At 59.7% G+C, this 22607-nt stretch carries 21 protein-coding genes; 10 read left to right on the top strand and 11 right to left on the bottom strand.

From position 1 onward, the window contains the following. Window positions 1–90: 90 nt before the first annotated feature. The 5 genes from ACR0KX_RS06770 to ACR0KX_RS06750 all read right to left on the bottom strand — a co-directional run bounded on the left by ACR0KX_RS06770 (window position 91) and on the right by ACR0KX_RS06750 (window position 6587). Window positions 91–1467 (bottom strand): TRAP transporter large permease, encoded by a 1377-nt coding sequence (locus ACR0KX_RS06770; protein WP_170450958.1) that lies wholly within the window; start codon window positions 1465–1467, stop codon window positions 91–93. Continuing rightward, complete coding sequence (locus ACR0KX_RS06765) at window positions 1467–2144, bottom strand: TRAP transporter small permease (RefSeq protein ID WP_170450960.1); 678 nt, start codon at window positions 2142–2144, stop codon at window positions 1467–1469. Before ACR0KX_RS06765 ends, ACR0KX_RS06770 begins: the two co-directional genes overlap by 1 nt. Before the next feature lie 114 nt (window positions 2145–2258). Further along, entirely contained in the window at window positions 2259–3260 is a 1002-nt protein-coding gene (locus ACR0KX_RS06760) for a DctP family TRAP transporter solute-binding subunit (RefSeq protein ID WP_170621739.1), read from the bottom strand. A 367-nt stretch (window positions 3261–3627) separates the two neighbouring features. Then, window positions 3628–4857 (bottom strand): sigma-54-dependent transcriptional regulator, encoded by a 1230-nt coding sequence (locus ACR0KX_RS06755; RefSeq protein WP_170518314.1) that lies wholly within the window; start codon window positions 4855–4857, stop codon window positions 3628–3630. Continuing rightward, window positions 4854–6587 carry an ATP-binding protein gene (locus ACR0KX_RS06750; protein ID WP_170621738.1) on the bottom strand — a complete coding sequence of 578 codons (1734 nt, stop codon included), beginning with the start codon at window positions 6585–6587 and terminating at the stop codon, window positions 4854–4856. The genes ACR0KX_RS06755 and ACR0KX_RS06750 overlap by 4 nt, the downstream gene beginning before the upstream one ends. A 47-nt stretch (window positions 6588–6634) precedes the next feature. On the opposite strand from ACR0KX_RS06750, the gene ACR0KX_RS06745 reads away from it, so the two are divergent. Then, entirely contained in the window at window positions 6635–7816 is a 1182-nt protein-coding gene (locus ACR0KX_RS06745) for a cytochrome P450 (RefSeq protein WP_170453043.1), read from the top strand. Window positions 7817–7964: 148 nt separating this feature from the next. On the opposite strand, the gene ACR0KX_RS06740 is transcribed toward ACR0KX_RS06745, so the two are convergent. After that, window positions 7965–8444 carry an Lrp/AsnC family transcriptional regulator gene (locus tag ACR0KX_RS06740; protein ID WP_170518306.1) on the bottom strand — a complete coding sequence of 160 codons (480 nt, stop codon included), beginning with the start codon at window positions 8442–8444 and terminating at the stop codon, window positions 7965–7967. Window positions 8445–8588: 144 nt separating this feature from the next. On the opposite strand from ACR0KX_RS06740, the gene cobA reads away from it, so the two are divergent. From cobA to ACR0KX_RS06700, 8 genes are all read left to right on the top strand, one after another. Further along, window positions 8589–9365, top strand: coding sequence for a uroporphyrinogen-III C-methyltransferase (gene cobA, locus ACR0KX_RS06735; protein ID WP_480708130.1), 777 nt, complete (start codon window positions 8589–8591; stop codon window positions 9363–9365). Next, window positions 9365–9679: a DUF2849 domain-containing protein gene (locus ACR0KX_RS06730; RefSeq protein WP_170621736.1), complete on the top strand. Its 315-nt coding sequence runs from the start codon at window positions 9365–9367 to the stop codon at window positions 9677–9679. Before cobA ends, ACR0KX_RS06730 begins: the two co-directional genes overlap by 1 nt. 66 nt (window positions 9680–9745) lie before the next feature. Further along, window positions 9746–11410: a nitrite/sulfite reductase gene (locus ACR0KX_RS06725; protein ID WP_480708128.1), complete on the top strand. Its 1665-nt coding sequence runs from the start codon at window positions 9746–9748 to the stop codon at window positions 11408–11410. Continuing rightward, window positions 11400–12161: a phosphoadenylyl-sulfate reductase gene (locus ACR0KX_RS06720; RefSeq protein WP_170621734.1), complete on the top strand. Its 762-nt coding sequence runs from the start codon at window positions 11400–11402 to the stop codon at window positions 12159–12161. The genes ACR0KX_RS06725 and ACR0KX_RS06720 overlap by 11 nt, the downstream gene beginning before the upstream one ends. Beyond that, on the top strand, window positions 12158–12565 hold the full coding sequence (locus ACR0KX_RS06715) for a DUF934 domain-containing protein (protein WP_170450979.1): 408 nt from the start codon (window positions 12158–12160) through the stop codon (window positions 12563–12565). Before ACR0KX_RS06720 ends, ACR0KX_RS06715 begins: the two co-directional genes overlap by 4 nt. A 106-nt stretch (window positions 12566–12671) precedes the next feature. Next, window positions 12672–13523: a ferredoxin--NADP reductase gene (locus ACR0KX_RS06710; RefSeq protein WP_170450982.1), complete on the top strand. Its 852-nt coding sequence runs from the start codon at window positions 12672–12674 to the stop codon at window positions 13521–13523. A gap of 116 nt (window positions 13524–13639) precedes the next feature. Next, a complete protein-coding gene (gene infC / locus ACR0KX_RS06705; RefSeq protein WP_480626269.1) occupies window positions 13640–14230 on the top strand; it encodes a translation initiation factor IF-3 in 591 nt (196 codons plus the stop codon). 188 nt (window positions 14231–14418) lie between these two features. Beyond that, window positions 14419–15582, top strand: a complete 1164-nt coding sequence (locus ACR0KX_RS06700) for an aromatic ring-hydroxylating oxygenase subunit alpha (RefSeq protein WP_480708126.1) — start codon at window positions 14419–14421, stop codon at window positions 15580–15582. An 8-nt stretch (window positions 15583–15590) separates the two neighbouring features. Here ACR0KX_RS06700 and ACR0KX_RS06695 read toward each other — a convergent pair whose 3' ends face one another. Beyond that, window positions 15591–16913, bottom strand: coding sequence for an aspartate aminotransferase family protein (locus tag ACR0KX_RS06695; RefSeq protein ID WP_480708124.1), 1323 nt, complete (start codon window positions 16911–16913; stop codon window positions 15591–15593). Further along, window positions 16910–17671, bottom strand: coding sequence for a beta-keto acid cleavage family enzyme (locus tag ACR0KX_RS06690; protein ID WP_480708122.1), 762 nt, complete (start codon window positions 17669–17671; stop codon window positions 16910–16912). Before ACR0KX_RS06690 ends, ACR0KX_RS06695 begins: the two co-directional genes overlap by 4 nt. 89 nt (window positions 17672–17760) lie before the next feature. On the opposite strand from ACR0KX_RS06690, the gene ACR0KX_RS06685 reads away from it, so the two are divergent. Next, window positions 17761–18660 carry a MurR/RpiR family transcriptional regulator gene (locus ACR0KX_RS06685; RefSeq protein ID WP_170621730.1) on the top strand — a complete coding sequence of 300 codons (900 nt, stop codon included), beginning with the start codon at window positions 17761–17763 and terminating at the stop codon, window positions 18658–18660. A gap of 47 nt (window positions 18661–18707) precedes the next feature. Here ACR0KX_RS06685 and ACR0KX_RS06680 read toward each other — a convergent pair whose 3' ends face one another. The 3 genes from ACR0KX_RS06680 to ACR0KX_RS06670 all read right to left on the bottom strand — a co-directional run bounded on the left by ACR0KX_RS06680 (window position 18708) and on the right by ACR0KX_RS06670 (window position 22519). After that, window positions 18708–19499, bottom strand: coding sequence for an FAD binding domain-containing protein (locus ACR0KX_RS06680; protein WP_170450992.1), 792 nt, complete (start codon window positions 19497–19499; stop codon window positions 18708–18710). Between the two features lie 94 nt (window positions 19500–19593). Continuing rightward, window positions 19594–21954 carry a xanthine dehydrogenase family protein molybdopterin-binding subunit gene (locus ACR0KX_RS06675; protein WP_170621729.1) on the bottom strand — a complete coding sequence of 787 codons (2361 nt, stop codon included), beginning with the start codon at window positions 21952–21954 and terminating at the stop codon, window positions 19594–19596. A 79-nt stretch (window positions 21955–22033) separates the two neighbouring features. Beyond that, a complete protein-coding gene (locus tag ACR0KX_RS06670; RefSeq protein WP_480708120.1) occupies window positions 22034–22519 on the bottom strand; it encodes a (2Fe-2S)-binding protein in 486 nt (161 codons plus the stop codon). Window positions 22520–22607 lie beyond the last annotated feature (88 nt).

The following is a 22607-nucleotide window of genomic DNA, read 5'->3' as shown; positions in this document are numbered from 1 at the left end:
GGGAGGTCGTCCTCTGACCCCGAGATAGGCATCCCCGCCCCGGGTTCAAGGGTGTGGCCGGGCAACACGCGCCGCCCGGCCACAAATTCGCTAGTTCGTTATGATCTCGGGCCCCATGACCGAGTTCGGCAGGAATGTCGAAATCCACGGGATATACGTCACCATGATCAGGAAGACGAACAGCACCGCAAGGAACGGCAACGCAGCCCGCACGACGCTCATCATCGGCATGCCTGCCACGCCGGACGTCACGAACAGGTTCAACCCGACCGGAGGCGTGATCATCCCGATTTCCATGTTCACCACCATGATGATGCCCAGATGGATCGGGTCGATACCCAGCTCGATCGCAATCGGGAACACCAGCGGCGCGACGATGACCAGCAGACCCGAAGGCTCCATGAACTGACCACCGATCAGCAGGATCACGTTCACCACGATCAGGAAGGTCACCGGACCCAGACCGGCAGACAACATCGCCTCGGCAATGTGTTGCGGGACCTGCTCGTCCGTCAGCACATGTTTCAGGATCAGCGCGTTGGCGATCACGAACAGCAGCGTGACGGTCAGTTTACCAGCCTCGAACAGCGTATGCTTGGTGTCAGGGTGAAAGAACGCGGTGACCAGAGCATGCGGTTTCTTGAACAGCGGAATATTCGCCGTCCCCTCTTCCGTACTGAGCGGCCCCATGTCCTTGTAGACAAAGCTGGCAATCAGGAAGGCGTAAACAGCGGCCACCGCTGCGGCCTCGGTCGGGGTGAAGATACCGCCATAGATGCCGCCCAGAATGATCACGATCAGGAACAGGCCCCAACCCGCCTCGCGCGCCGAGGTGAAAATCTCGCCCCAACCCTTCCAGTCACCTTTGGGCAGGTTCTTGACCTTGGCCATAACGTAAATGGTGATCATCAGCATCAGACCGGCCATCAGGCCCGGAATGACACCCGCCAGAAACATCCGCCCGACCGAGACCTCGACGGCTGCCGCGTAGACAACCATCACGATCGAGGGCGGGATCAGGATGCCCAACGTCCCCGCGTTACAGATCACACCGGCGGCGAATTCCTTGGAATAACCCACCTGACGCATCCCGGCGATGACAATGGAGCCGATGGCCACAACGGTCGCCGGGGACGACCCGGACAACGCAGCAAACAGCATACAGGCAAACACGCCCGCAATCGCCAGACCACCGGGCAGATGCCCCACGCATGCAATCGAGAACCGGATGATCCTCCGTGCCACCCCACCCGTGGTCATGAAGGACGAGGCCAGAATGAAGAACGGGATCGCCAGCAGGGTAAAGTGCCCCTCGAACGCCTCGAACAGCGTGCCCGCGACCGAAGCCAGCGAACTGTCGGAATAAATCAGCAGGAACAGGGTCGAACTGAGGCCAAGCGCCACCGCAATCGGAACCCCGATCAGCAGCAGGCCGATGACCATCGAGAAAAGAAGTACAACGTCCATCAGTCATGTCCTCCCTGCTGCGCGCGCACTTCTTCGATCTCGTCCTCAACCTCGTGGCTGGCGACCAGACGGTCCGTTTCACCGCGCCAAATCTGCAGGGCAACCTGCGCAAAGCGGATCACCAGCAGCAGCATCGACAAAGGCAGGATGAAATACGGAACGACCTTGGGCAGTTTCTCGTAATATTCGCCATAGTTGATCAGGTCTTCCAGGAACCGCAGCGGTGCGATCATCGGAATATCGTCAACTTCATAGAAACTCTGGCTGCGGGCGTCGAAATTGAACCCGGTCGGGAACCAGCGACCCGATGTGGGCGGCAGGTCAGCAAATACCGCCCAGTAATCATAGGCACCCTTGAGCAACAGCAGCGAGAACACCAGACAACAGGCCACGGCGATCAGCGCCAGGATCCGACGCGGCGCGGGGGCCAGCATGTTCAGGATCGCATCGACCCCCAGATGAGCGTGTTTCTTGACCGCATATGACGCGCCCAGCAGCACAAGCCAGCCGAACATGAACACCGTCAGTTCCAGCGCCCAAAGAATGTTCGAGTTAAAAAAGAACCGGGCGATCACATTGGCAAAGGTCACGGCCGTCATCAGGCCCAGCAGCAATGCAATCACGGTCTCTTCGATATGGTCGACCAGCCCAGCCGGGCCGGATTTCGCACCAGACATCTTTCTGTCCCCGCATTTTTCGTGATGAGAGTAACTTGCGGCGGGCCTTTGAAGCGGCCCGCCAAGGCCGCGCGTCGTTAACTCCCCAGTCCCCGGACGCGCGGCCTGACCGGATCAGAACCCGGCGTTGATGGCCTGTGCGGCGTCGATCTTGTCCTGCCCCACGTCACCGGCGAACTGATCCCAGACGGGCTTCATCGCATCAACCCAGGCCTGACGCTGTTCGGGGTTCAGTTCACGAATGATACCACCCGCGTCGGTGATCGACGCTTTGGCTGCTTCATTCACGGCAAAGGCTTCCTTGTTCCGGGTTTCGGTCACTTCGTCCATGATGGTCATGAACTGGTCACGCACCTCGGGGTCCAGGCTGTCCAGCCAATCCACCGAGGTCACGACCAGATAATCGATGATGCCGTGATTGGTCTCGGTAATGCCGTCCTGCACCTCGAAGAACTTCTTGCCGTAGATGTTCGACCAGGTGTTTTCCTGCCCGTCCACAACGCCCTGTTGCAGCGCGCCATAGACTTCCGAGAACGCCATCTTCTGCGGGCTGCCACCGATCGCTTCCATCTGCGCAACCAGCACGTCCGAGGACTGCACCCGGAATTTCAGACCATCCGCATCCGACGGATCAACCAGCGGCTTGTTCGCCGACATCTGCTTCATGCCATTGTGCCAGAAGGCCAACCCCTGCAGGCCACGGCGCTGCATGCTGTCCTTCATCGCCTGACCATCGGCCGAGGCCTGGAACGCGTCCACGGCATCGATGTTCTTGAACATGAACGGCAGGTCGAACAGGCGGAACTGTTTGGTGAACTTCTCAAACTTCGACAGCGACGGCGCGGCCAGTTGCACGTCGCCTTGCAGCATCGCCTCAAGCACCTTGTCGTCATTGTAGAGGGTCGAGTTCGGATAGACCTCCATACACATCACGCCGTTCATCTCGTCATTTACACGCTGTTCCAGCAGCGAGGCAGCGATACCTTTCGGATGCTTGTCGGTGTTCGTCACATGCGCGAACTTGACGACGATTTCACCGTCGTCGCACGCCGCAATACCCGCCGAGGCGGTTACCGCCAATGCCAGAGCCGTCGCGGCTGTTGTCAAAACTCTCATCTGTTCTCCTCCCAGACTTCAAAACATTCCATCAGATGCCAGAGGGGCACCGCATGCCGGGCAGTGAAGCGAATCAAATCCTACCGCACAACGTTTTGATTCCGGAGATGACGGGTCGGCTATTTTAAAATAATAACAGCTACTTAAATTATGTCTTTCACGTACGTATTTTATCACCCAGCCAAGGATGTGCGGAAATCCGCACAGCGGAAAACCAAGATGTGCGGAAATCCGCACGGTTTTCGAATCACCGGTCCAGAATCAATCCCTTAACCCATCACACCCACCGCAGCCCGCGCCAGCGGGCTGCCTGGCCCAACAGGTTTGATCGCATGAAAATGCGGGCAAAGCTGGCGGGAGGGTCTGCTTATCTGCGATAATCCTCGGGGCGGATCTGATACCGCGCCAGCTTGTCATAAAACGTCTTGCGCGGCAGTTTCAGTGCCTTTGCCGCGTCCGAGGCTTTGCCATTGTGCCGCCCCAAAGCCGCAATCAACAACGACCGTTCGACCCGCGCCATCTGATCGCTCAACCCAAGTTCCGCGGCCTGAGCGACATCCTCGGGCATCCCCAACACAAACCGCATCGCTGCAGACATTAACGAGCGTGCATTCCCCGGCCAATCGCGCGCCATCAACGACGCCAGATGGTCCGAGGTGATCTCGGGCTCGGGGATACCGGCCTGTTCAGCGGCTTGCGCCACATAGTGACGAAAGATGACCGGGATATCCTCGGGCCGCTCGGCCAGAGACGGAATGCGCACCTGCATCACGTCCAGACGATAGAACAGATCGGCGTTGAAACGCCCCTCGTCCGACAGCGCGGCCAGATCCGCTGTTGTTCCCGCAAGAATCCGGGCGTCCGTACCCTGTTCAATCCGTTCCAGAGCCGCATATTGCGTGGCCTGCGGCATTGCCGAGATCTCATCCAGAAACAAGGACCCGCCGGCGGCATCCTCGCACCCTTGCAGTAGCTCCTCAGCAGTCAACGCGGATCCCGCGCGCTTCACAAAGGGACCCTGTGCAACAGGAGACATCAGATGCACAACTTCGGCCACCTTGGACACCCCGCTGCCCGGCGGCCCTGTCACCAAAACCTCGGCCCCGGTTGGGGCAACGTTTCGCACCCGCTCGCGCAACGCCTCGGCCTGTGGTGACAGGCCGAACAACAAACGCGCTGCGGGATCGCCGCGCTCAAGCTCGGACTTCAGTGCACGCTTTTCCATGACCTGCGACCGCTGCGCAAAAGCGCGTTCAAGCACCACCAGCAGATCCGAGGCCGCGCAGGGCTTTTCCAGAAAATCAAACGCCCCCTGCCCCATGGCCTGCACCGCCATCGGAATATCCCCCTCACCGGTCAACAGAATCACCGGCAGTTCGGGGTCCACATCGCGCGCATAGGTCAGAAGATGAAAACCGTCACGCCCCGGCATCCGAATGTCCGAGACGATGACACCGGGAAAATCCGCCCGGATATGATCCTTTGCCGCAACAAAGGATCCTGCCGGAACCGGCGTGAATTCGGCCAGTTCCAAAGTCTGCGCCAGCGCCTCACGCACGGCGGCATCGTCATCGACCAGAAGGACCCTGCGTGTCATGCAACCTCTTCCTCTCTGAAATACTCAAGCTCGACAGTGAATACCGCGCCGTTTTCGGCGTTCGCACCGCGAATATTGCCGCCAAAACTCTGCACCAGCCCGTAAGAAATCGACAGGCCCAGCCCCATGCCTTCGGACGAGCCGACGGATTTGGTGGTATAAAACGGCTCGAACAATTTGTCGGGGTCTTCGATACCCGGCCCGCTGTCGCGTATCGCCACAACAACGCGATCTCCGGTTCCAATCTCGATCAAGATACGCTTGTCTGCCTGCCCGCTCATCGCGTCGATGGCGTTGTTGATCAGGTTCACAAAGACCTGCGCCAAACGAACCTCACCGCCCCACGCATTCACCGGATGGGTCGGTGGGGTCCAGTCCAACGTTACCCCTTCTTCACGCAATCTTGCCTCTGTCAGTTCAATCGCCGATTGGATCACCTGAACCAGATCGACCTTGCCCATAGGCTCGCTTTCGTTGCGCGCAAAGGCCCTCAGGTTCTTGATGATCCGCGCCATGCGCGCGGCCATTTCCGAGATACGGCCAAGGTTTTTTCCGGCCTTTTCACCCTGCCCCCGCTCCATGAAGGCTGCACCATTGTCGGCGAACTGTTGAATGGCCATCAAGGGCTGGTTCAATTCGTGACTGATGCCCGCCGACATCTGACCCAATGCGCTCAGCTTACCAGCCTGTACCAAATCCGCCTGAGCTTGCTTCAAGGCAGCCTCCGCCTCCTGCCGCTCAGCCACTTCGCGCCGCAGGGCTGTGTTGGCGGTCGTCAGATCCCGTGTTCGCTTTGCCACGCGGCCTTCAAGCACGGCATTGGCTTCGGCCAAAGTACGCCGCCGCTCGGTGGCCAGAAACAACAAGGCGCCAAAGGCCAGACAGATCGCGGCCACCGCCGCCGCCTGCAACCCGGCCAACCGGCGCGCCGGGGCCACATCCACCAGCACCTCGGCGGTCATGTCGATCACCGGCAGATCAAGCGTCAGATGCAGCGCGTGCTGCGGCAGGTAACGGCCCCAGTTCAACCGCCATAACTCGTGCCCGCCAACCCAGGACGAGGCAAAATCGACTGGCGCGCCCTCGGGCGGCGTCAACCCCCGCTGCCCGTCGGCGCGGTACCAGAACAACAGATCGGACCGGTTCGAGATAAAGACGACGCCGTTGTGATCAACAAAGAAAACCGCTTCGGTACTGCCGCGCCAGGTCTGTTCGACATCCTGAACATCTGCGAACACCATCAAGGCCCCTACGACCTGTCCGGCTGGACCAAAAGCCGGGGCCGCGTAGGAATAGATCCTGTTTCCGCTTTCGGTTTCGACACCATGCGCACTGCCTATCGCGCCCTGCAATGCACGCTCAAACGCGGGATGCCCCGCCATGCTGCGTTGCGCAACTGGCTGGGCCGAGGCCAGAACGCGGCCAGTTCGATCCAGATACATCATGTTGACCGCAGCTGTCTTGTCGGCCACATCCAATAGCACCTTGCGCGCCTCTTGCTGCTGCTGGGACGTTTCCAGCGCGGCCAGCGTCGGGTGACCTGCCATCAGAACCGCAAGCTCCTGATAGACCTGCATCTGAGTGCTCAGCCGGTCGGCGGCAAGCTCCAGATCGGCTTCGGCCTTTTCACTCAGCTGCGACAGCGCCTGCCGATACCCGTAGGACCAGACACCTGCCGACAATAAACCGACCGCGATCAGGAAACCGCAAATGACCCAAAACCTTTGCATGACATAGGGTCTTGCATTCACGCCGCCTGATGGCAAGTCTGCGCCGCATGAAGACCGTCTCTCAATCTCCGACCGATCCGGGTTTCGTTCAGGACCCCTATCCGTTCTATGACACAGCCCGCGCGCATGGAGATCTGGTTTATTGGAGCGACTACAACATGGTCGCCGCCGTTTCGCACAAGGCGGTCCACGCGCTGTTGCGCGACCGCCGCTTTGGTCGCGAAATCCCTGCTGAGCTTGCAAAACCCGGCCCGGATCACCTGGCCCCGTGGCTGGCGGTCGAGGCTCATTCGCTGCTTGAGACTGAACCACCCCGCCACACGCGGCTGAGGGCTTTGGTCACACGGGCCTTCACCTCGCGCGCCATTGCCGCCTTGGCCCCGTCGATCGAAACCCTGTGCCATGACTTGATTGATCAGTTTCCGGACCGGCCCTTCGACTTACTGGATGCCTATTGCACGCAAGTTCCTGTCATAACGATCTGCCGCCTGCTGGGGGTGCCCGAAAGCATGTCCCCCGACCTGCTCAGATGGTCCCACGACATGGTCGCGATGTATCAGGCAAGCCGCACGTCAGAGACTGAACAGAACGCAGCGCAATCCGCACAGGATTTCACCGCCTTTCTAGACGGTTACATCCAACAACGACGCACCGACCCGCGTGACGACCTGATCACCCGCCTGATTGCGGCAGAAGAAGAAGGCGACAGGCTGTCAACCGATGAACTGATCGCCACCTGCATCTTACTGCTCAATGCAGGGCATGAGGCGACGGTCCACTCACTTGGGAATGGTGTAAAAACCCTTCTTCAATGCGGTCTGGGCAGCAGTACCCTCGGGCCGGATGCAATCGATGGCACTGTGGAGGAGATCCTGCGCTTCGATCCGCCCCTGCATATGTTCACCCGCTATGCCTATGAAGAGGTTGAGGTTTTTGGCCATTCCTTCAAACGCGGCGATCAGGTTGCGCTGTTGCTGGGTGCCGCCAACCGGGACCCCGAGGCATGGCCGGACCCGCATATCTTCAATCCAAAGCGTCCGGTCAAAACAAACTCAAGCTTTGGCGGCGGCCTGCACTTTTGCGTTGGCGCGCCCCTGGCCCGGCTCGAGATGCGCATCGCTCTGCCCATCCTGTTCGACAGATGCCCCAATCTGCACCTGACCGAGCCGCCAACATACTCGGACAGCTACCATTTTCACGGCCTTGAACACCTAATGGTTCTGGCCTGAAGCCTAAAATCAAATCGCGCGTTCCGCGCGATGCCTCCGGCGGGGATATTTTTAGCCAGATGAAGTCTGGATCCCCTGTTCATCTGGCTGGAAATATCCCGGGGGAGTCGCCCCGACAGGGGCGGCGGGGGCAGCGCCCCCAACCCCCTTAGGTGCTGGCCAAGGCGTTCAAGGGAAGCATGGTCGTGGACTTGATCTCTTCCATTGACAGCAATGCGGTGACGTTGTGGACACGAACCTCTGATATCAGAGACTGGTAAAATTGATCATAGGCGCGGGCATTTTTAACCCGTACTTTCAGAATATAGTCGATGTCCCCTGCCAGTCGGTGTGCCTCTTGCACTTCGGGTTGATCCCGAAGGGCTTTCAGGAACTTACGCTGCCAGTCGGCTTCGTGCTCGGATGTGCGGATCAGAACAAAAAAAGTGGCCTCGAACCCCAGCGCTTCGGCGTCCAGCAATACCGTTTGCTGACCAATGATTCCGGCGCTTTTGAGCTTGCGGATTCGATTCCAAACCGGGGTCTTGGAACTGCCGACCCGGGCTGCTATTTCGTCCAGCGACTGGCTGGCATCGCGCTGCAGCTCAGCCAGAATTTTCCGATCCGTATCGTCTATCCGCACCGACATTCCATTTTTCCTTCAGTTTCGAAACGCTCGTCCCAAACAGGTCGCTTAATAAGACGCACGTTCTTATTTATTCCGCGATATGGCGGTTTGGTGGGAATATTTCCTATATTGTAGGGCAAGTCAAACCAAGCTCTGGACGATCTGATGCAGCTTACGAACGAAACAGGACGCACAGGACATGTCGACTTTGTCGGCGCTGGTCCCGGTGATCCGGAATTGCTGACGCTCAAGGCCCTGAAAGCCTTTGAGCGCGCGGATGTCGTTCTGCATGACCGTCTCATCGGCGAAGACGTCCTGACCCTTGCCGGGCAAAGCGCGCATCTGGTGGATGTTGGCAAGGCTGGGTTCGGCCCGTCATGGAAGCAAGCCGATATTGACGCACTGCTGGTCGATTATGCCCTGAAAGGCAACCGCGTTGTGCGTCTGAAATCCGGCGACCCCACCGTGTTTGGGCGGCTGGACGAGGAAATCGAAGCGGTTGAGGCTGCTGGTATCTCGTGGCGCATCGTTCCCGGCATCACTGTGGCCTCTGCAGCCGTTGCGGGCATCGGTCAAAGCCTGACCCGGCGTGGGCGCAATTCCTCGGTCCGGTTTCTGACAGGGCATGACATGAAGGGTTTCGCCGATCACGACTGGACCGCTCTGGCGCGCGAGGGATCGGTTGCCGCGATTTACATGGGCAAGAAATCCGCCCGTTTCATCCAGGGTCGCCTGATCATGCACGGTGCTGATCGCGCCACACCTGTAACACTGATCGAAAATGCCTCGCGCCCGGATCAGCGCGTTGTGGCAAGCACACTCGATCAACTGCCCACCGACCTGAGCGCCGCCGAAATGGACGGCCCGGTTCTGACATTCTATGGCCTTGCCCCGCGCCAAGCGGCCGAGGCCCTGACCGAATTCAATAAGGAGCTTGCCTGATGGCCCGCGCTTTTACCCCTAAAGTTGTCACTGCAAATGACCTGCTGGAAGGCGACGTGATCTACCAGACCGAGGATGACCGCTGGTCGCGCGATCTGTCCGAGGCCGAGCTGATCACTGATGAAGCCCACGCGCAGGTCCGTCTGCTGGACGCCGCCCGACAGGCCAACAAGATCGTTGGTGCCTATCTTGCCGATGCAGCCGCTGGCGCAAACGGCCCCGAAACCACCCATTTCCGCGAGGAGTTCCGCCGCACCGGGCCCTCGAACTATGCCCATGGCAAGCAGGAAACTGAAACGCAGCCCCGGGCCTGACTTCCGGCCCCTCTTCCTCTCCCCAAAGGCCCCAAAGTTCGGGGCTGCAACTAAGGACAGCTAGATATGTATCGCTACTCCGAGTTCGACACAGCATTCCTGGCAGAGCGCAACAAACAGTTCCGCGCGCAGGTCGAGCGTCGTATTGACGGCTCGCTGACCGAAGATGAATTCAAACCCCTGCGCCTGATGAACGGCCTGTATCTACAGCTGCACGCGTATATGCTGCGGGTCGCCATTCCCTACGGCACGCTGAACAGCGCGCAGATGCGCCAACTGGCCCTGTTGGCCGAGAAGTGGGACAAGGGCTATGGCCATTTCACCACCCGTCAGAACATCCAGTATAACTGGCCGAAACTGAATGACGTGCCGGATATGCTGGACGCGCTGGCCGAAGTTGGGATGCACGCCATCCAGACCTCAGGCAACACGATCCGCAACGTGACCGCCGACCATTTCGCCGGTGCCGCCGCGGACGAGATCGCCGACCCGCGCCCCTATGCCGAACTGCTGCGCCAGTGGTCCACCGACCACCCCGAGTTCCAGTTCATGCCGCGCAAGTTCAAGATCGCCATCACCGGCAGCGAAAATGACCGCGCCGTGATCAAGGCGCATGACATCGGCCTGCAACTGGTCGAGCGTGACGGCGTTCTGGGTGCCCGCGTCATCGTGGGCGGCGGCCTGGGCCGGACCCCGATGATCGGCAAGGAACTGTCCGAATTCGTCGCCTTTGACGACCTGCTGGCCTATCTCGAGGCCACCGTTTCCGTGTGGAACCAGATCGGCCGCCGCGACAACAAATACAAGGCGCGTATCAAGATCACCGTGCATGAACACGGCATCGACGCCATCCGCGCCAAGGTCAACGAGCGCTTCCTGCAGGTTCGCCCGCAGTTCAAAGGTGCCGACATGGCGCTGCTGGAAGAAATCAAGGGCCACTTTGCTGCCCCCGCCTTCCGCGAAGGTTCGGTTGCGTCGTTTGAAAGCGCCTATACCAACGATCCGGTTTTCCGCTCGTGGGTCGATACCAACATCGCACCGCACAAGAACGCGGACCACGCGATTGTCACGATCTCGATCAAAAAGCATGGCGCAACGCCCGGTGATGCAACGGCTGAGCAGATGCGCGTAATGGCCGATCTGGCCGAAACCTTCGCCTATGACGAGCTGCGTATCAGCCATGAGCAGAACGTGATCCTGCCCCATGTCCACAAGTCGGACCTGCCCGCGATCCATGCCAAGCTGAAAGAACACGAACTGGCCACAGCCAATATCGGCCTGATCAGCGACATCATCGCCTGCCCCGGCATGGATTACTGCGCGCTGGCGACGGCCCGCTCGATCCCGGTTGCGCAGGAAATCGCGACCCGGTTTGACGAGCTGAAGCTGGAGCATGATATCGGTCACCTGAAGATCAAGATCTCAGGCTGCATCAACGCATGTGGTCACCACCATGTAGGCCATATCGGCATTCTGGGTCTGGATCGCGCAGGCGTCGAAAACTACCAGATCACGTTGGGTGGTGACGCGACCGAAACAGCCGCCGTTGGCGACCGCATTGGTCCGGGCTTTGCCTATGACGAGATCGTGCCAGCCGTCGAACGTATCGTGGACACCTACCTGAACCAGCGTGAGAGCGCCGAAGAAACCTTCCTGGAAACATATCGCCGCGTCGGTATGGCTCCGTTCAAGGCGGCCCTCTACCCCGAGGCTCAGGCGAATGCCGCTTGACCTTATCCAGACGGAACTGGGTGCAGACCGGCGCGAGCTGACCGACAAGGTTGACGCGCTGAACAACCGGTTCCGCCACCACAGCGCCCATGACGTTATGCATGGCGCAATCGAAGAGATCGACGAGCTTGCTTTGGTCTCAAGCTTTGGGGCGGAATCGGTGGTGTTGCTGCATATGGCGGCGGTGGTCGACAAAATGACCCCGGTGCTGTTTGTGGACACGCAGATGCTGTTCACCGAAACGCTGGAATACCAGCAGGAGGTCAGCGAGCGCCTGGGCCTGAAAAACGTTCAGATCATCCGCGCGGATGATCAGGACATTCAGCGGGAAGACCCCTATGGCGCGCTGCGCCTGCGGGATACGGATGCGTGCTGCAACCTGCGCAAGACCTTCCCGCTGCAACAGGCATTGACCGGGTATTGCGGCTGGATTACCGGGCGCAAGAGATTCCAGTCCGGCACCCGCGCCGCGCTTGACTTCTTCGAGGTCGAGGACGGAACAGGCCGGATCAAGGTGAACCCGCTGGCCCATTGGGCGCCCGAAGATGTGCGCGCCTATATGGAAGAAAACAACCTGCCCCGGCATCCGCTGGTGGCCAAAGGATACCCATCGATCGGCTGTGCGCCCTGCACCTCGCCGGTCAAAGAGGGCGAAGACCCCCGCGCCGGGCGCTGGCGCGACCAGAACAAGGAAGAATGCGGCATCCATTTTGTCGATGGCAAGATGGTGCGCGCCGGAGAGAAAACATGAACGTAATCGTAACGGATGAGGGGTTCGCCCCCGATGACTGGACCGACGGCTTTGTGACCCTGGAAGACGCCGCGAATGATGTTGTGGCGCTGGATGTGGCCTCGGACACCGACCCGGATGAGCTGATTGACCGTCTGGGCAGCGCAAAAATGGTACGCGTGGACTTTCCGTCCTCGGCGGATGGGCGTGGGTTCACCATCGCGCGCGTGCTGCGCCTGAAAGGCTTTACCGGACGTCTGCGCGCCAAGGGGCACGTTCTGGCCGACCAATACGCCATGGCCCGCCGCAGCGGGTTTGACGAGGTTGAAATCGACAACGCCCTGGCGACCCGTCAGCCCGAAGATCAGTGGCTGGCCCGCGCCGACTGGAAAGAGAACAACTACCAGGCCCGCCTGCGCGGTTAAGACCGCCATCGCCAGCTTGTGAAGGAAGGGGGCAAACTGTCCCCTTTTCCTGACTTGGATCAAAGATTAAACGGAGATGTCGGTTTACCTCACCGGCAGTGAAACGATGACAGAGATGAAACCCGTGAGTGAAGCAACCGCCGTAAAGGCCCCCGTACTGCCCGACGCGCAGACTGTGACCGATGTGAAGCATTGGACCGACAGCCTGTTCTCGTTCAAAGTGTCGCGCCCTGCGACGCTGCGGTTCCGCTCGGGCGAGTTTGTGATGATCGGCCTGATGGGCGACCCCGACCCCAAAACCGGGCGTCAGAAACCTCTGCTGCGCGCCTATTCGATTGCTTCGCCTTCGTGGGATGAAGAGCTGGAGTTTTACTCGATCAAGGTGCAGGACGGCCCGCTGACCTCGAAGCTGCAGCATATCAAACCCGGCGATCAGATCATCCTGCGGCCCAAGCCCGTCGGCACGCTGGTGCATGATGCCCTGCTGCCCGGCAAACGTCTGTGGTTCTTTGCCACCGGCACCGGCTTTGCGCCATTTGCCTCGCTGCTGCGCGAGCCGCAGACCTATGAGGATTATGATGAGGTCATCATCACCCACACCTGCCGCGAAGTGGCCGAGTTGGAATATGGCCGCCAGCTGATTGAAAGCATTCGTCAGGACGAGTTGCTGGCCGAACTGATGGGCGAAGGCTTTGCCGACAAGATCCGCTACTACCCGACAACAACGCGGGAAGAGAGCCCCAAGATGGGCCGCATTACGGAACTGCTGAAAGACGGCACCGTGTTTGCCGATCTGGGCATCGAAGGCGGCATCAAGCCCGAAACCGACCGCGCGATGGTCTGCGGCTCGCTGGCCTTCAACCTGGACATCAAGGAAATCCTGGAAGAGTTCGGCCTGCGCGAGGGCGCAAACTCGGAACCCAAGGAATTCGTGATCGAAAAGGCATTTGTCGGCTGATCGACACGGCTGGCTGGGCCTTTCCTGACCCGGCCAGCCGATTCCCGCGATAATTCACGGGAATTTCCGACTTACAGGCGTTTATGCTGCTTGAAACGCTGCCCGGCCCGGTCTAAATTCCGGGCTCGAAATTCTGCAATCATCAAAGGAATGAACCCATAGCTCGCAGACCCCACAACGCGCCGCCGCAGAGAGATACCGGACCGCGCGTCAACGACAAAATCCGTGCCCCCGAAATCCGCCTGATTGGTGCTGAAGGTGAAAATGTCGGGGTGGTTCATCCCGCCAAAGCCATGCAACTTGCCGCCGATGCCGGCCTCGATCTGGTCGAGATCTCGCCCAACGCGAATCCGCCGGTCTGCAAGATTATGGACTTTGGCAAGTACAAGTACGAAACGCAAAAGCGCGAAGCCGAGGCCCGCAAGAAACAAAAGATCATCGAGGTGAAAGAGGTCAAGTTCCGGCCCAACACCGACACGCATGATTATGACGTCAAGATGAAGAACGTCTTCAAGTTTCTGGAAAAGGGCGACAAGGTCAAAGTCACCCTGCGGTTCCGCGGTCGTGAGATGGCGCACCAGAACCTGGGGCGTGAACTGCTGGAACGCGTTGCCGAAGACATCAAGGATATCGGCAAGGTCGAGAACATGCCGAAGATGGAAGGCCGTCAGATGATCATGATGATCGGCCCGCTGCCGCAGAAATAATCCCGGCAAGCAATCCCAATTCGAACCCTGTCAGAGACGATCTGGCAGGGTTTTTTCGTTCACCTGAACGTCATTGATCGCGATTTGCATCCCATCGAGATAATCCGCACATCCTGAAGGCCGGAAAGCGACAACAGGTCGATTTCAGACGCTCTGATTTCGACGCCGCCTTGGCGCAATCCGGAAAGATGTGGATCGGGGTTTGGATCAATCCGAATGCCACGGATCCTTGGGAGGCTACGATGGGTGAAATGTCTTTTGCCGGCGGCGTTTATCAGTCGCTTCCGTCGCAGGCCTATTGCGACGAGGCCGTGTTTGCCACCGAACGCAGCCGCATATTCAGACGCGCGTGGCAACTGGTTGGCCATGTAACCGACCTGCCCGACCTCGGAGACTATGTTGTCGAAGATATCAGCGGTATCTCGGTGATTGTGATCCGGGGTCAGGATGGTGAAATCCGCGCTTTCTACAATGTCTGCGTGCATCGCGGGCATGAGCTGCTGAATGGCAAGGGCTGCGCCAAAAAGATGACCTGCCCCTATCACGCCTGGACCTATGACACGACCGGTCAGCTGCGCGCCGCCCCAAATGCCACTGCCTTTCCCGGGTTCGACAAAAGCCAGTACAAACTGCGCCCGGTGCGGATTGAGGTCTTTTTTGGGCTGATCCTGGTCAATCTGGATGCGGATGCTCGCCCGATGGCCGAACTGGCACAGGAGGCGCTTGGCGAGATTTCGGACTATGCCCCCAACCTGCCCACCTACCAGCGCGCCGACCGCACGGAACGCTTGGCCAGTGCGAACTGGAAGGTCGTGGCCGAGAATTTCAACGAATGCTACCACTGCGCTGTGGTGCACAAGACCCTGACCACAGGCGTTGTCGACCCGGATCAATACCAGACGCGCGGTCACGATTACGGCATTCGCCACGCCAGCCCGGCCCGGCCGGATTCCCAGAAATCCTATGAGTATGTGGCGGACCCCGCTGCGCGCACGGACAAATTCTTGACCTGGTGGTTCTTTCCCCTGTTCGCGCTTCAAGTCTATCCCGGTGGCATCGTGAACACCTATCGCTGGAAACCGCTGAGCGTGAACTCCACCAAGATCGAGGTAGACTGGTGGCTGCCCGACGCCACCCCCAACACGGTCGAGCGCGAGATCATCCTGCAACACCGCACCACCACCTTTGCCGAGGACGGCCCGATTGTGGATTCAGTACAGCGCGGATTGGAAAGCGGTGCCATTGGTCATGGTGCACTGGTCGTGGACAATGCCTGCTCTTCCCAGTCAGAGCATCCGATCATGGCATTCAACGCGCATTATCAGAAGGCCATGCAGAACACGGCCCTCTGACCGCTTTTTCAGACCGGAAGCGTCGCGTCGATGGCTTTCGCCAGTTTTGAAACCAACTCGTCAATCTGCGCCTCTTCGATGATGAAGGGCGGTGCCAGCAGGATGTGATCGCCGTTCTTGCCGTCGCGGGTTCCCGACATCGGGTAGCAGATCAGCCCCTCGGCCATTGCCGCCTTCTTGATCTTCCCGGCCACACCATGCGCCGGATCGAACGGGGTTTTGCTGTCCCGATCAGCAACCAGTTCGATCCCCCGAAACAAACCGCGCCCGCGAATATCGCCTACATTCGGGTGCTGGCCAAAGGCAGCTTCCAGCGCCGATTGCAGTTTCTCACCCATCACACCGGCGCGCGTGGGCAGATCACGCCCGGTCAGTTCGCTAACCACCGCCAAAGCCGCTGCCGTGGCCACCGGATGGCCGATATAGGTATGCCCGTGCTGAAAGAAGCCAGAGCCGTTCTGAATAGCCTCATAGATCCTGCCCGCGCACAGCATTGCACCAATCGGTTGATAACCAGCCCCTAACCCCTTGGCGATACACAGAATATCCGGAGCGATCCCGTCATGATCGCAGGCAAACAGATGCCCGGTCCGCCCCATGCCGCACATGACTTCATCCAGGATCAACAGCACGCCATACTGATCGCAGATTTCGCGAATCCGCTTGAAATACCCGTCCACCGCCGGAACAGCGCCCAGCGTCGCCCCGATAACCGGCTCGGCCATGAATGTCATAACCGTTTCAGGACCAAGCCGCAGAATTTCGGCCTCCAACTCATTGGCGACACGTTGGCCGTAGTCAAAACTGCTCTCACCCTCGGGCTTCTCGGCATATTCATAGCAGGGCGCGATATGAGTCATTTCGATCAGCATCGGCGCAAATTGCGCGCGCCGCCAGGCATTGCCGCCCGCCGACAAAGCCCCCAGCGTATTGCCGTGATAGCTTTGTCGCCGTGCGATCACGTGGCGGCGCTCGGGCTGGCCGATCTCAAGATAATACTGCCGCGCCAGCTTGATCGCGGCCTCGGTCGCCTCGGACCCGCCCGAGACAAAATACACCCGATCCAGATCGCCCGGAGCATGCTCGATCAGCAAATCCGCCAGCGCCTCGGCAGGTTCCGAGGTCATGAACCCGCTATGAGCAAAAGCGATCTGTTCGACCTGCTTTTGAACCGCTTCGATAACGGCAGGATTGGAATGCCCCAGACAGGACACCGCCGCATCGCCACAATCCAGATAACGCTTGCCATCGGCATCAATCAGGTAACACCCCTCGCCCCCGGCGGCGACAGGCAAAGCAGCCTTGGTGTGGCGCGGAAAAACATGGCTCATTTCGAAACTCCCTTGATCAAAGACACCAGCGCCGCAACCGACGCCGCATTGTCAGCCCATGGCTGTCCGTCAGAATTCGTCAGGCTGTTTTCGAACCCGACCCGCAGGTCTCCGCCGCGCTGCGCGGCATTATGCAAGCACGCATGTTCACGCGGCCCAAAGGCGCACACCATCCAAGGTGAGCGATCCTGCGGGAACTGATCCAGATCCTCGGGCGACGACACCTGACCGGTCGAATAGCGTCCCAGCACCAAAAGGCGAACCTCCTGCCCGTCCCGGACAATGCCTGCGCGCTGCCATTCGGTCAGCAATGCCGCATCCTCAGCATCATACAGAATATGCTGAACGCGCGTCCCCTGATCTTGACACAGCCCATAGACACGATCCGCCATCTCGGGCGCCCGCGCGATCTCACGCACCGAGACCGATGCCCAACCGGGCCGCACCTGTCGCAAACACCCATACTGGGCATCGACGCCATAAATGCCCGCAGCCTCGGTCGTGATCTGAATGTCAAGATCGGGCACCTGCTTTTTCAGTTCCGCGACGGCTTCGAGATACCGCCCTGCATCCAGCGAATGTTGCCCGTGCGCATCCCGAATATGAAGATGCAAGCCATCTGCCCCAGCCTCACGACACGCCCGCGCGGTTTGGACCGTCTCTTTCAGGGTAACTGGCAGGTGCGGGTGATCCACATGCCCGCGCCGCGCGCCATTGGGTGCGACGAGGATGTAAGGTTTGTCAGGCAGGTCGGTCATCGGTTGCTCCGTTAAACACAAAGCCGATCTATCCATGCCCCGGACGTTTTCAATTGGAAAATTTAAAAACATATGTTTTCTTTCACACCATGACCGACACCCTCAACCAATTGACCAACGCTCTCAGACACGAGATCGACCACATGCCGGCGCAATTGCAGGCGGCGGCCAAATACGTGATCGACCATCCCGGCGACTTTGGCCTCGACCCGATCCGCGTCACAGCCGAGAAGATCGGCGTCAGTTCAAACGTCCTTGTGCGCCTTGCCCAGCGTATGGGGTTTGACGGCTACGACGCCTTCCGCCACCCGTTCCGGCAAGCTCTGGTCACGGACGGAGAGGACCGCCTGCATCAGGACTGGCTGTCACGCCAAGGGGCAGACGGACCGTTCAGCGCAGCCCAGGCCGATTTCGCCCGCAACGAGTTAAATGTGGCTACAAGATCACTGCGGTTGATGGACCCCGGAGACGTCAAGGACGCGACCAACCTTATTCTGAACGCGCAGCGCTGTTTCATCACCGCGACGCGGGCCAGTTACGCCCTGGCTTACTATTTCCACTACGCGGGCCGCATGGCGCATCCCGGCCTGCAACTGGTGCCACGGCACATGGGCTCTGCCACTGACGATCTGCTGGACGCGGACAGCAACGATTGCCTGCTGGCCATGACCGTGCGGCCCTATTCGGCAGAAACCATCCGCACCATGCGCTTTGCGGCAGACAAAGGGGTCCGGATCATCCTGATCTCGGACAGCGACGTGATCGCGCCGGGATTGCGACCCGATGTCAGCTTACAGATCAGCACGCGGTCCATGCACCATTTCTCCAGCTTTTCCGGGGCCATGGCCGTGCTGGAATGCCTTCTCAGCCATCTCTTCGCCGCAGGTGGCGAGGACGCCCGCCGCCGGGTCGAAGCCTATGAAAAGGCTCGCGAGGATACAGGCGCCTATTGGCAGGCCCCGAAACTGCCCAGAATACGCAGCACATAAAAAGCCCCGGCGCACAGGCCGGGGCTTTCCAGAAAAATCTGCCCGCTTCACATACAGGCTTCAACGGCCCGCTTTGTCATCACCCCAACCAGATGCGCCCGGTATTCCTTGCTGCCATGCAGATCGGCAATCATGTTCATCGGATTGACCTTCAGATCCATCAACGCATCCGGACGGAATGCAGTGTTCAGTGCCGCCTCGGCCTCGTACCACCGGAACACACCATCCTCGCTGGCCCCAGTTATGGCAACACGGACACCATCCGAGAACCGCGCCACAAACACACCGACCAGAGCAAAGCGCGAGGCAGGTTGCAGGAACTTCTGATAACTCGCCGCCTGTGGCACCGGGAACCGGACCGATGTGATGATCTCACCCTCATCCAGCGCCGTGCTGAACATACCGTCAAAGAAATCATCCGCCGCGATCTGGCGCGTATTGGTCACAACCGTTGCACCCGATCCCAATACACCAGCCGGATAACACGCCGCCGGGTCGTTATTTGCAATCGATCCTCCAAGCGTGCCACGATTTCGCACCGCCGGATCACCGATCTGACCCGCCAGCGCCGCCAACGCCGGATAGTTTCCCGCAGCCTCGCGCGCCACCACCGCATGCGGTGTCGCCCCGCCAATAGCGACCGAGCCGTCATCCTCGATGCAAACCCCCTGCATCTCGGCAATCCCGCTCATCGACACCAGTTTGGACGGCGCAGCCAACCGCTGTTTGAGGGTCGGAATCAGCGTCTGCCCACCCCCCAGCGCCTGCGCATCTTCAGACCCTAACGCAGCCACCGCATCAGCGATGGTCGAGGGCTTCTCAAACTCGAAATTGTACATTTCGTCTTCCTTTCCGAAAGGCGCGGATCCGCCCTTCATCTGGCTATAAATATCCCGGGGAGCGCGAGGGGCTGGCCCCTCGCACCCCAACCTCTCAGCTGTTCATCGCCGCCCAAACGCGCGACGGGCTCACCGGCATGTCGATGTGATCGACCGCCTTGCCGCCCGAATTCAGCGCATCCAGCACCGCATTGACCACCGCAGGCGGAGAGCCAATCGCCCCTGCCTCACCGCAGCCTTTCACCCCCAGTGGGTTATGCGTGCACGGCGTCTGGCTGGAATGATCCACGCCATAGAACGGCACGTCATCGGCGCGGGGCATGGCGTAATCCATGAAAGACGCGCTCAGCAGTTGCCCGTTTTCGTCATAGGCGCAGTTCTCTAGCAGGGCCTGACCGATCCCCTGCCCGATCCCGCCATGAACCTGACCATCCACAATCATCGGATTGATGATGTTGCCGAAGTCATCCGCAGCGGTGAACTTTTCGATGCTGACCTGACCGGTTTCAGGATCGACCTCAACCTCACACGCATAGGCCCCCGCCGGGAAGGTGAAGTTGGCCGGATCGTAGAACGCAGTCTCTTCCAGCCCGGGCTCCACCTCCAGCGGGTAGTTATGCGGCACATAGGCGGTCAGGGTCACATCACCCCAGGCCACCGACTTGTCGGTGCCTGCGACACTGAATTGACCGTCCTTCAGCTCAATATCAGCCTCAGACGCTTCCAGCAGATGGGCGGCGATCTTCTTGGCCTTCTCGATCACCTTCTCGGTCGCTTTCACCATGGCCGAGCCACAGACCGCCAGAGACCGAGACCCATAGGTCCCCATCCCAAACGGAATCTTGGACGTATCCCCATGCACGATTTCGACCATCGACTCGTCGATGCCGATCATGTCGGCCACTACCTGCGGAAAGGCGGTCTCGTGCCCCTGCCCGTGGCTATGTGCGCCGACCATGACGCTGATCGACCCGGTGGCATTCACCCGCACCGTCGCAGCATCATAAAGGCCCGCGCGCGCGCCCAGTATGCCAACGATGTTCGACGGTGCAATCCCGCACGCCTCAATATAACAGTTGATACCAAGGCCCCGAAGCTTGCCATTGGCTTCACTGGCCGACCGGCGGGCGGCAAAGCCTGCCAGATCGGCGGCGGCCTCCAACTTGTCCATCGTCCCGTTGTAGTTGCCGGTGTCATAGGTCAACGCCACCGGCGTGTCATAGGGGAACTGAGTGACAAAGTTCTGGCGGCGCAGCGCAATCGGATCGACCCCCAATTCGCGCGCGGCCTTGTCCACCACGCGTTCCAACTGGAACGTCGCCTCGGGTCGGCCCGCACCGCGATAGGCATCCACCGGAACCGTATTGGTGAACATCGCCTTCACGTTCACCTGAATGACCGGCGTCTTGTAGTTGCCCGCCATCAGCGTGCCGTGCAGCCATGTGGGCACAGAACTCGAGAAGGTCGACAGATAGGCCCCCAGATTCGCGAAGGTATTGGTGCGCAAACCGATGAAGTTATTATCGGCATCCAGCGCCAGTTCGATGGTGCTCACATGATCGCGACCATGAGCATCCGACATGAACGCCTCGGACCGGCTGGACGACCATTTGACCGGACGGCCGCAAGCTTTGGCGGCAAAGGTCACGAATGCCTCTTCCGCATAGTGGAAGATCTTGGTGCCGAAACCACCGCCCACATCCGGCGCGACCACGCGGACCTTGTGTTCAGGCAGGCCCAGAACAAAGGCGCACATCAGCAGGCGGATCACATGCGGGTTCTGCGAGGTGGTATAAAGCGTATATTCCTCGGTCGCCCGAGCGTATTCAGCGACGGCAACGCGCGGCTCCATCGGGTTAGCAACCAATCGGTTGTTCACCAGATCCAGAGTGGTCACATGCGCCGCGTTGGCAAACACCTCATTGACCTTGGCATCGTCGGCCTCACCCAACTGCCAGTCATAGCAGATGTTGTTTTTCAGATCGTCATGGACCAGCGTCGCGCCATCCTGTGCGGCGGCCTTCATGTCGATCACGGCGGGCAGTTCTTCGATATCGACCTCAATCGCCTCGGCGGCGTCGCGGGCCTGTTCCAAACTGTCGGCCACAACGGCGGCAATCGGATCGCCCACATGGCGCACCTTGCCCTGGGCCAGAATCGGATGCGGAGGTTCCTGCATGGGCGCGCCGTGCTTGTCGGTCACTTCCCAGCCGCAAGGCATCCCGCCCACGCCTTCGAAATCCTTGCCGGTGAAAACCTTGACCACACCCGGCATCCCCTCGGCCGCCGACGTATCGACGGATTTGATCCGCCCATGCGCGATGTCGGATCGCAGGAAATGCACATAGGCCTGGTTATGTACGTTGATGTCGTCGGTGTAATTGCCTGCTCCGGTCAGAAAGCGCACGTCCTCGCGGCGCTTGGAACTGGCTCCGATGCCACTGTCTTTGGGCATTGCTTGTTCTCCTCCCATAAACGGATGCGGATGCATCCTCTGTCATCCCACGGGCGTCTCCCTTACGCCCGCAGTGGCATCATTCGGCAGCGATGCTGCCGGCGTCCTGACCCGAAGCGGCCATGATCGCCTTGACGATATTGTGGTATCCGGTGCAACGGCACAGGTTGCCTTCCAGATACTTGCGGATCTCGGCCTCGGTCGGGCGCGGATTGTCTTTCAGCAGGGCCGCGGCACTCATCACCATACCCGGCGTGCAGAACCCGCATTGCAGCCCGTGGTGATCCTGAAATGCCTGCTGAATGACATTCAGCGACCCGTCCGGATTGGCTTGCCCTTCGATGGTACCCACGTCGGCCCCATCAGCCTCAAGCGCCAGCATGTTGCAGGATTTGACCGCCTCACCATTCACATGCACCACACAGGCGCCGCATTGGGCCGTATCGCAGCCTACATGTGTGCCCGTCAGCGACAGGTGGTCGCGCAGAAAGCTGGACAGCAGGGTCCGGCCTTCGACGTCACCGCTAACGGATTTACCGTTCACGGTCATTGAGACCTGTGTCATGAGTTCCTCCCAGTTTTGATTTTCTCCCTTGCGACCGAGTTAAACACGGGAATTTTCGTTTGAGAACAAAAATCTTGTCGCGTTCAAC

The sequence above is a fragment of the Ruegeria sp. BG5 genome, assembly GCF_056538425.1.
Note: the sequence above shows the minus strand (reverse complement) of the source record. Positions and strands in the feature narration are given on the sequence as shown.

Excerpts from the sequence above, each read along its gene's own strand:
- ACR0KX_RS06770 (WP_170450958.1), bottom strand. The coding sequence starts at position 1,467 with ATGGACGTTGTACTTCTTTTCTCGATGGTCATCGGCCTGCTGCTGATC.
- ACR0KX_RS06765 (WP_170450960.1), bottom strand. The coding sequence starts at position 2,144 with ATGTCTGGTGCGAAATCCGGCCCGGCTGGGCTGGTCGACCATATCGAA.
- ACR0KX_RS06760 (WP_170621739.1), bottom strand. The coding sequence starts at position 3,260 with ATGAGAGTTTTGACAACAGCCGCGACGGCTCTGGCATTGGCGGTAACC.
- ACR0KX_RS06755 (WP_170518314.1), bottom strand. The coding sequence starts at position 4,857 with ATGACACGCAGGGTCCTTCTGGTCGATGACGATGCCGCCGTGCGTGAG.
- ACR0KX_RS06750 (WP_170621738.1), bottom strand. The coding sequence starts at position 6,587 with ATGCAAAGGTTTTGGGTCATTTGCGGTTTCCTGATCGCGGTCGGTTTA.
- ACR0KX_RS06745 (WP_170453043.1), top strand. The coding sequence starts at position 6,635 with ATGAAGACCGTCTCTCAATCTCCGACCGATCCGGGTTTCGTTCAGGAC.
- ACR0KX_RS06740 (WP_170518306.1), bottom strand. The coding sequence starts at position 8,444 with ATGTCGGTGCGGATAGACGATACGGATCGGAAAATTCTGGCTGAGCTG.
- cobA (WP_480708130.1), top strand. The coding sequence starts at position 8,589 with ATGCAGCTTACGAACGAAACAGGACGCACAGGACATGTCGACTTTGTC.
- ACR0KX_RS06730 (WP_170621736.1), top strand. The coding sequence starts at position 9,365 with ATGGCCCGCGCTTTTACCCCTAAAGTTGTCACTGCAAATGACCTGCTG.
- ACR0KX_RS06725 (WP_480708128.1), top strand. The coding sequence starts at position 9,746 with ATGTATCGCTACTCCGAGTTCGACACAGCATTCCTGGCAGAGCGCAAC.
- ACR0KX_RS06720 (WP_170621734.1), top strand. The coding sequence starts at position 11,400 with ATGCCGCTTGACCTTATCCAGACGGAACTGGGTGCAGACCGGCGCGAG.
- ACR0KX_RS06715 (WP_170450979.1), top strand. The coding sequence starts at position 12,158 with ATGAACGTAATCGTAACGGATGAGGGGTTCGCCCCCGATGACTGGACC.
- ACR0KX_RS06710 (WP_170450982.1), top strand. The coding sequence starts at position 12,672 with ATGACAGAGATGAAACCCGTGAGTGAAGCAACCGCCGTAAAGGCCCCC.
- ACR0KX_RS06700 (WP_480708126.1), top strand. The coding sequence starts at position 14,419 with ATGTGGATCGGGGTTTGGATCAATCCGAATGCCACGGATCCTTGGGAG.
- ACR0KX_RS06695 (WP_480708124.1), bottom strand. The coding sequence starts at position 16,913 with ATGAGCCATGTTTTTCCGCGCCACACCAAGGCTGCTTTGCCTGTCGCC.
- ACR0KX_RS06690 (WP_480708122.1), bottom strand. The coding sequence starts at position 17,671 with ATGACCGACCTGCCTGACAAACCTTACATCCTCGTCGCACCCAATGGC.
- ACR0KX_RS06685 (WP_170621730.1), top strand. The coding sequence starts at position 17,761 with ATGACCGACACCCTCAACCAATTGACCAACGCTCTCAGACACGAGATC.
- ACR0KX_RS06680 (WP_170450992.1), bottom strand. The coding sequence starts at position 19,499 with ATGTACAATTTCGAGTTTGAGAAGCCCTCGACCATCGCTGATGCGGTG.
- ACR0KX_RS06675 (WP_170621729.1), bottom strand. The coding sequence starts at position 21,954 with ATGCCCAAAGACAGTGGCATCGGAGCCAGTTCCAAGCGCCGCGAGGAC.
- ACR0KX_RS06670 (WP_480708120.1), bottom strand. The coding sequence starts at position 22,519 with ATGACACAGGTCTCAATGACCGTGAACGGTAAATCCGTTAGCGGTGAC.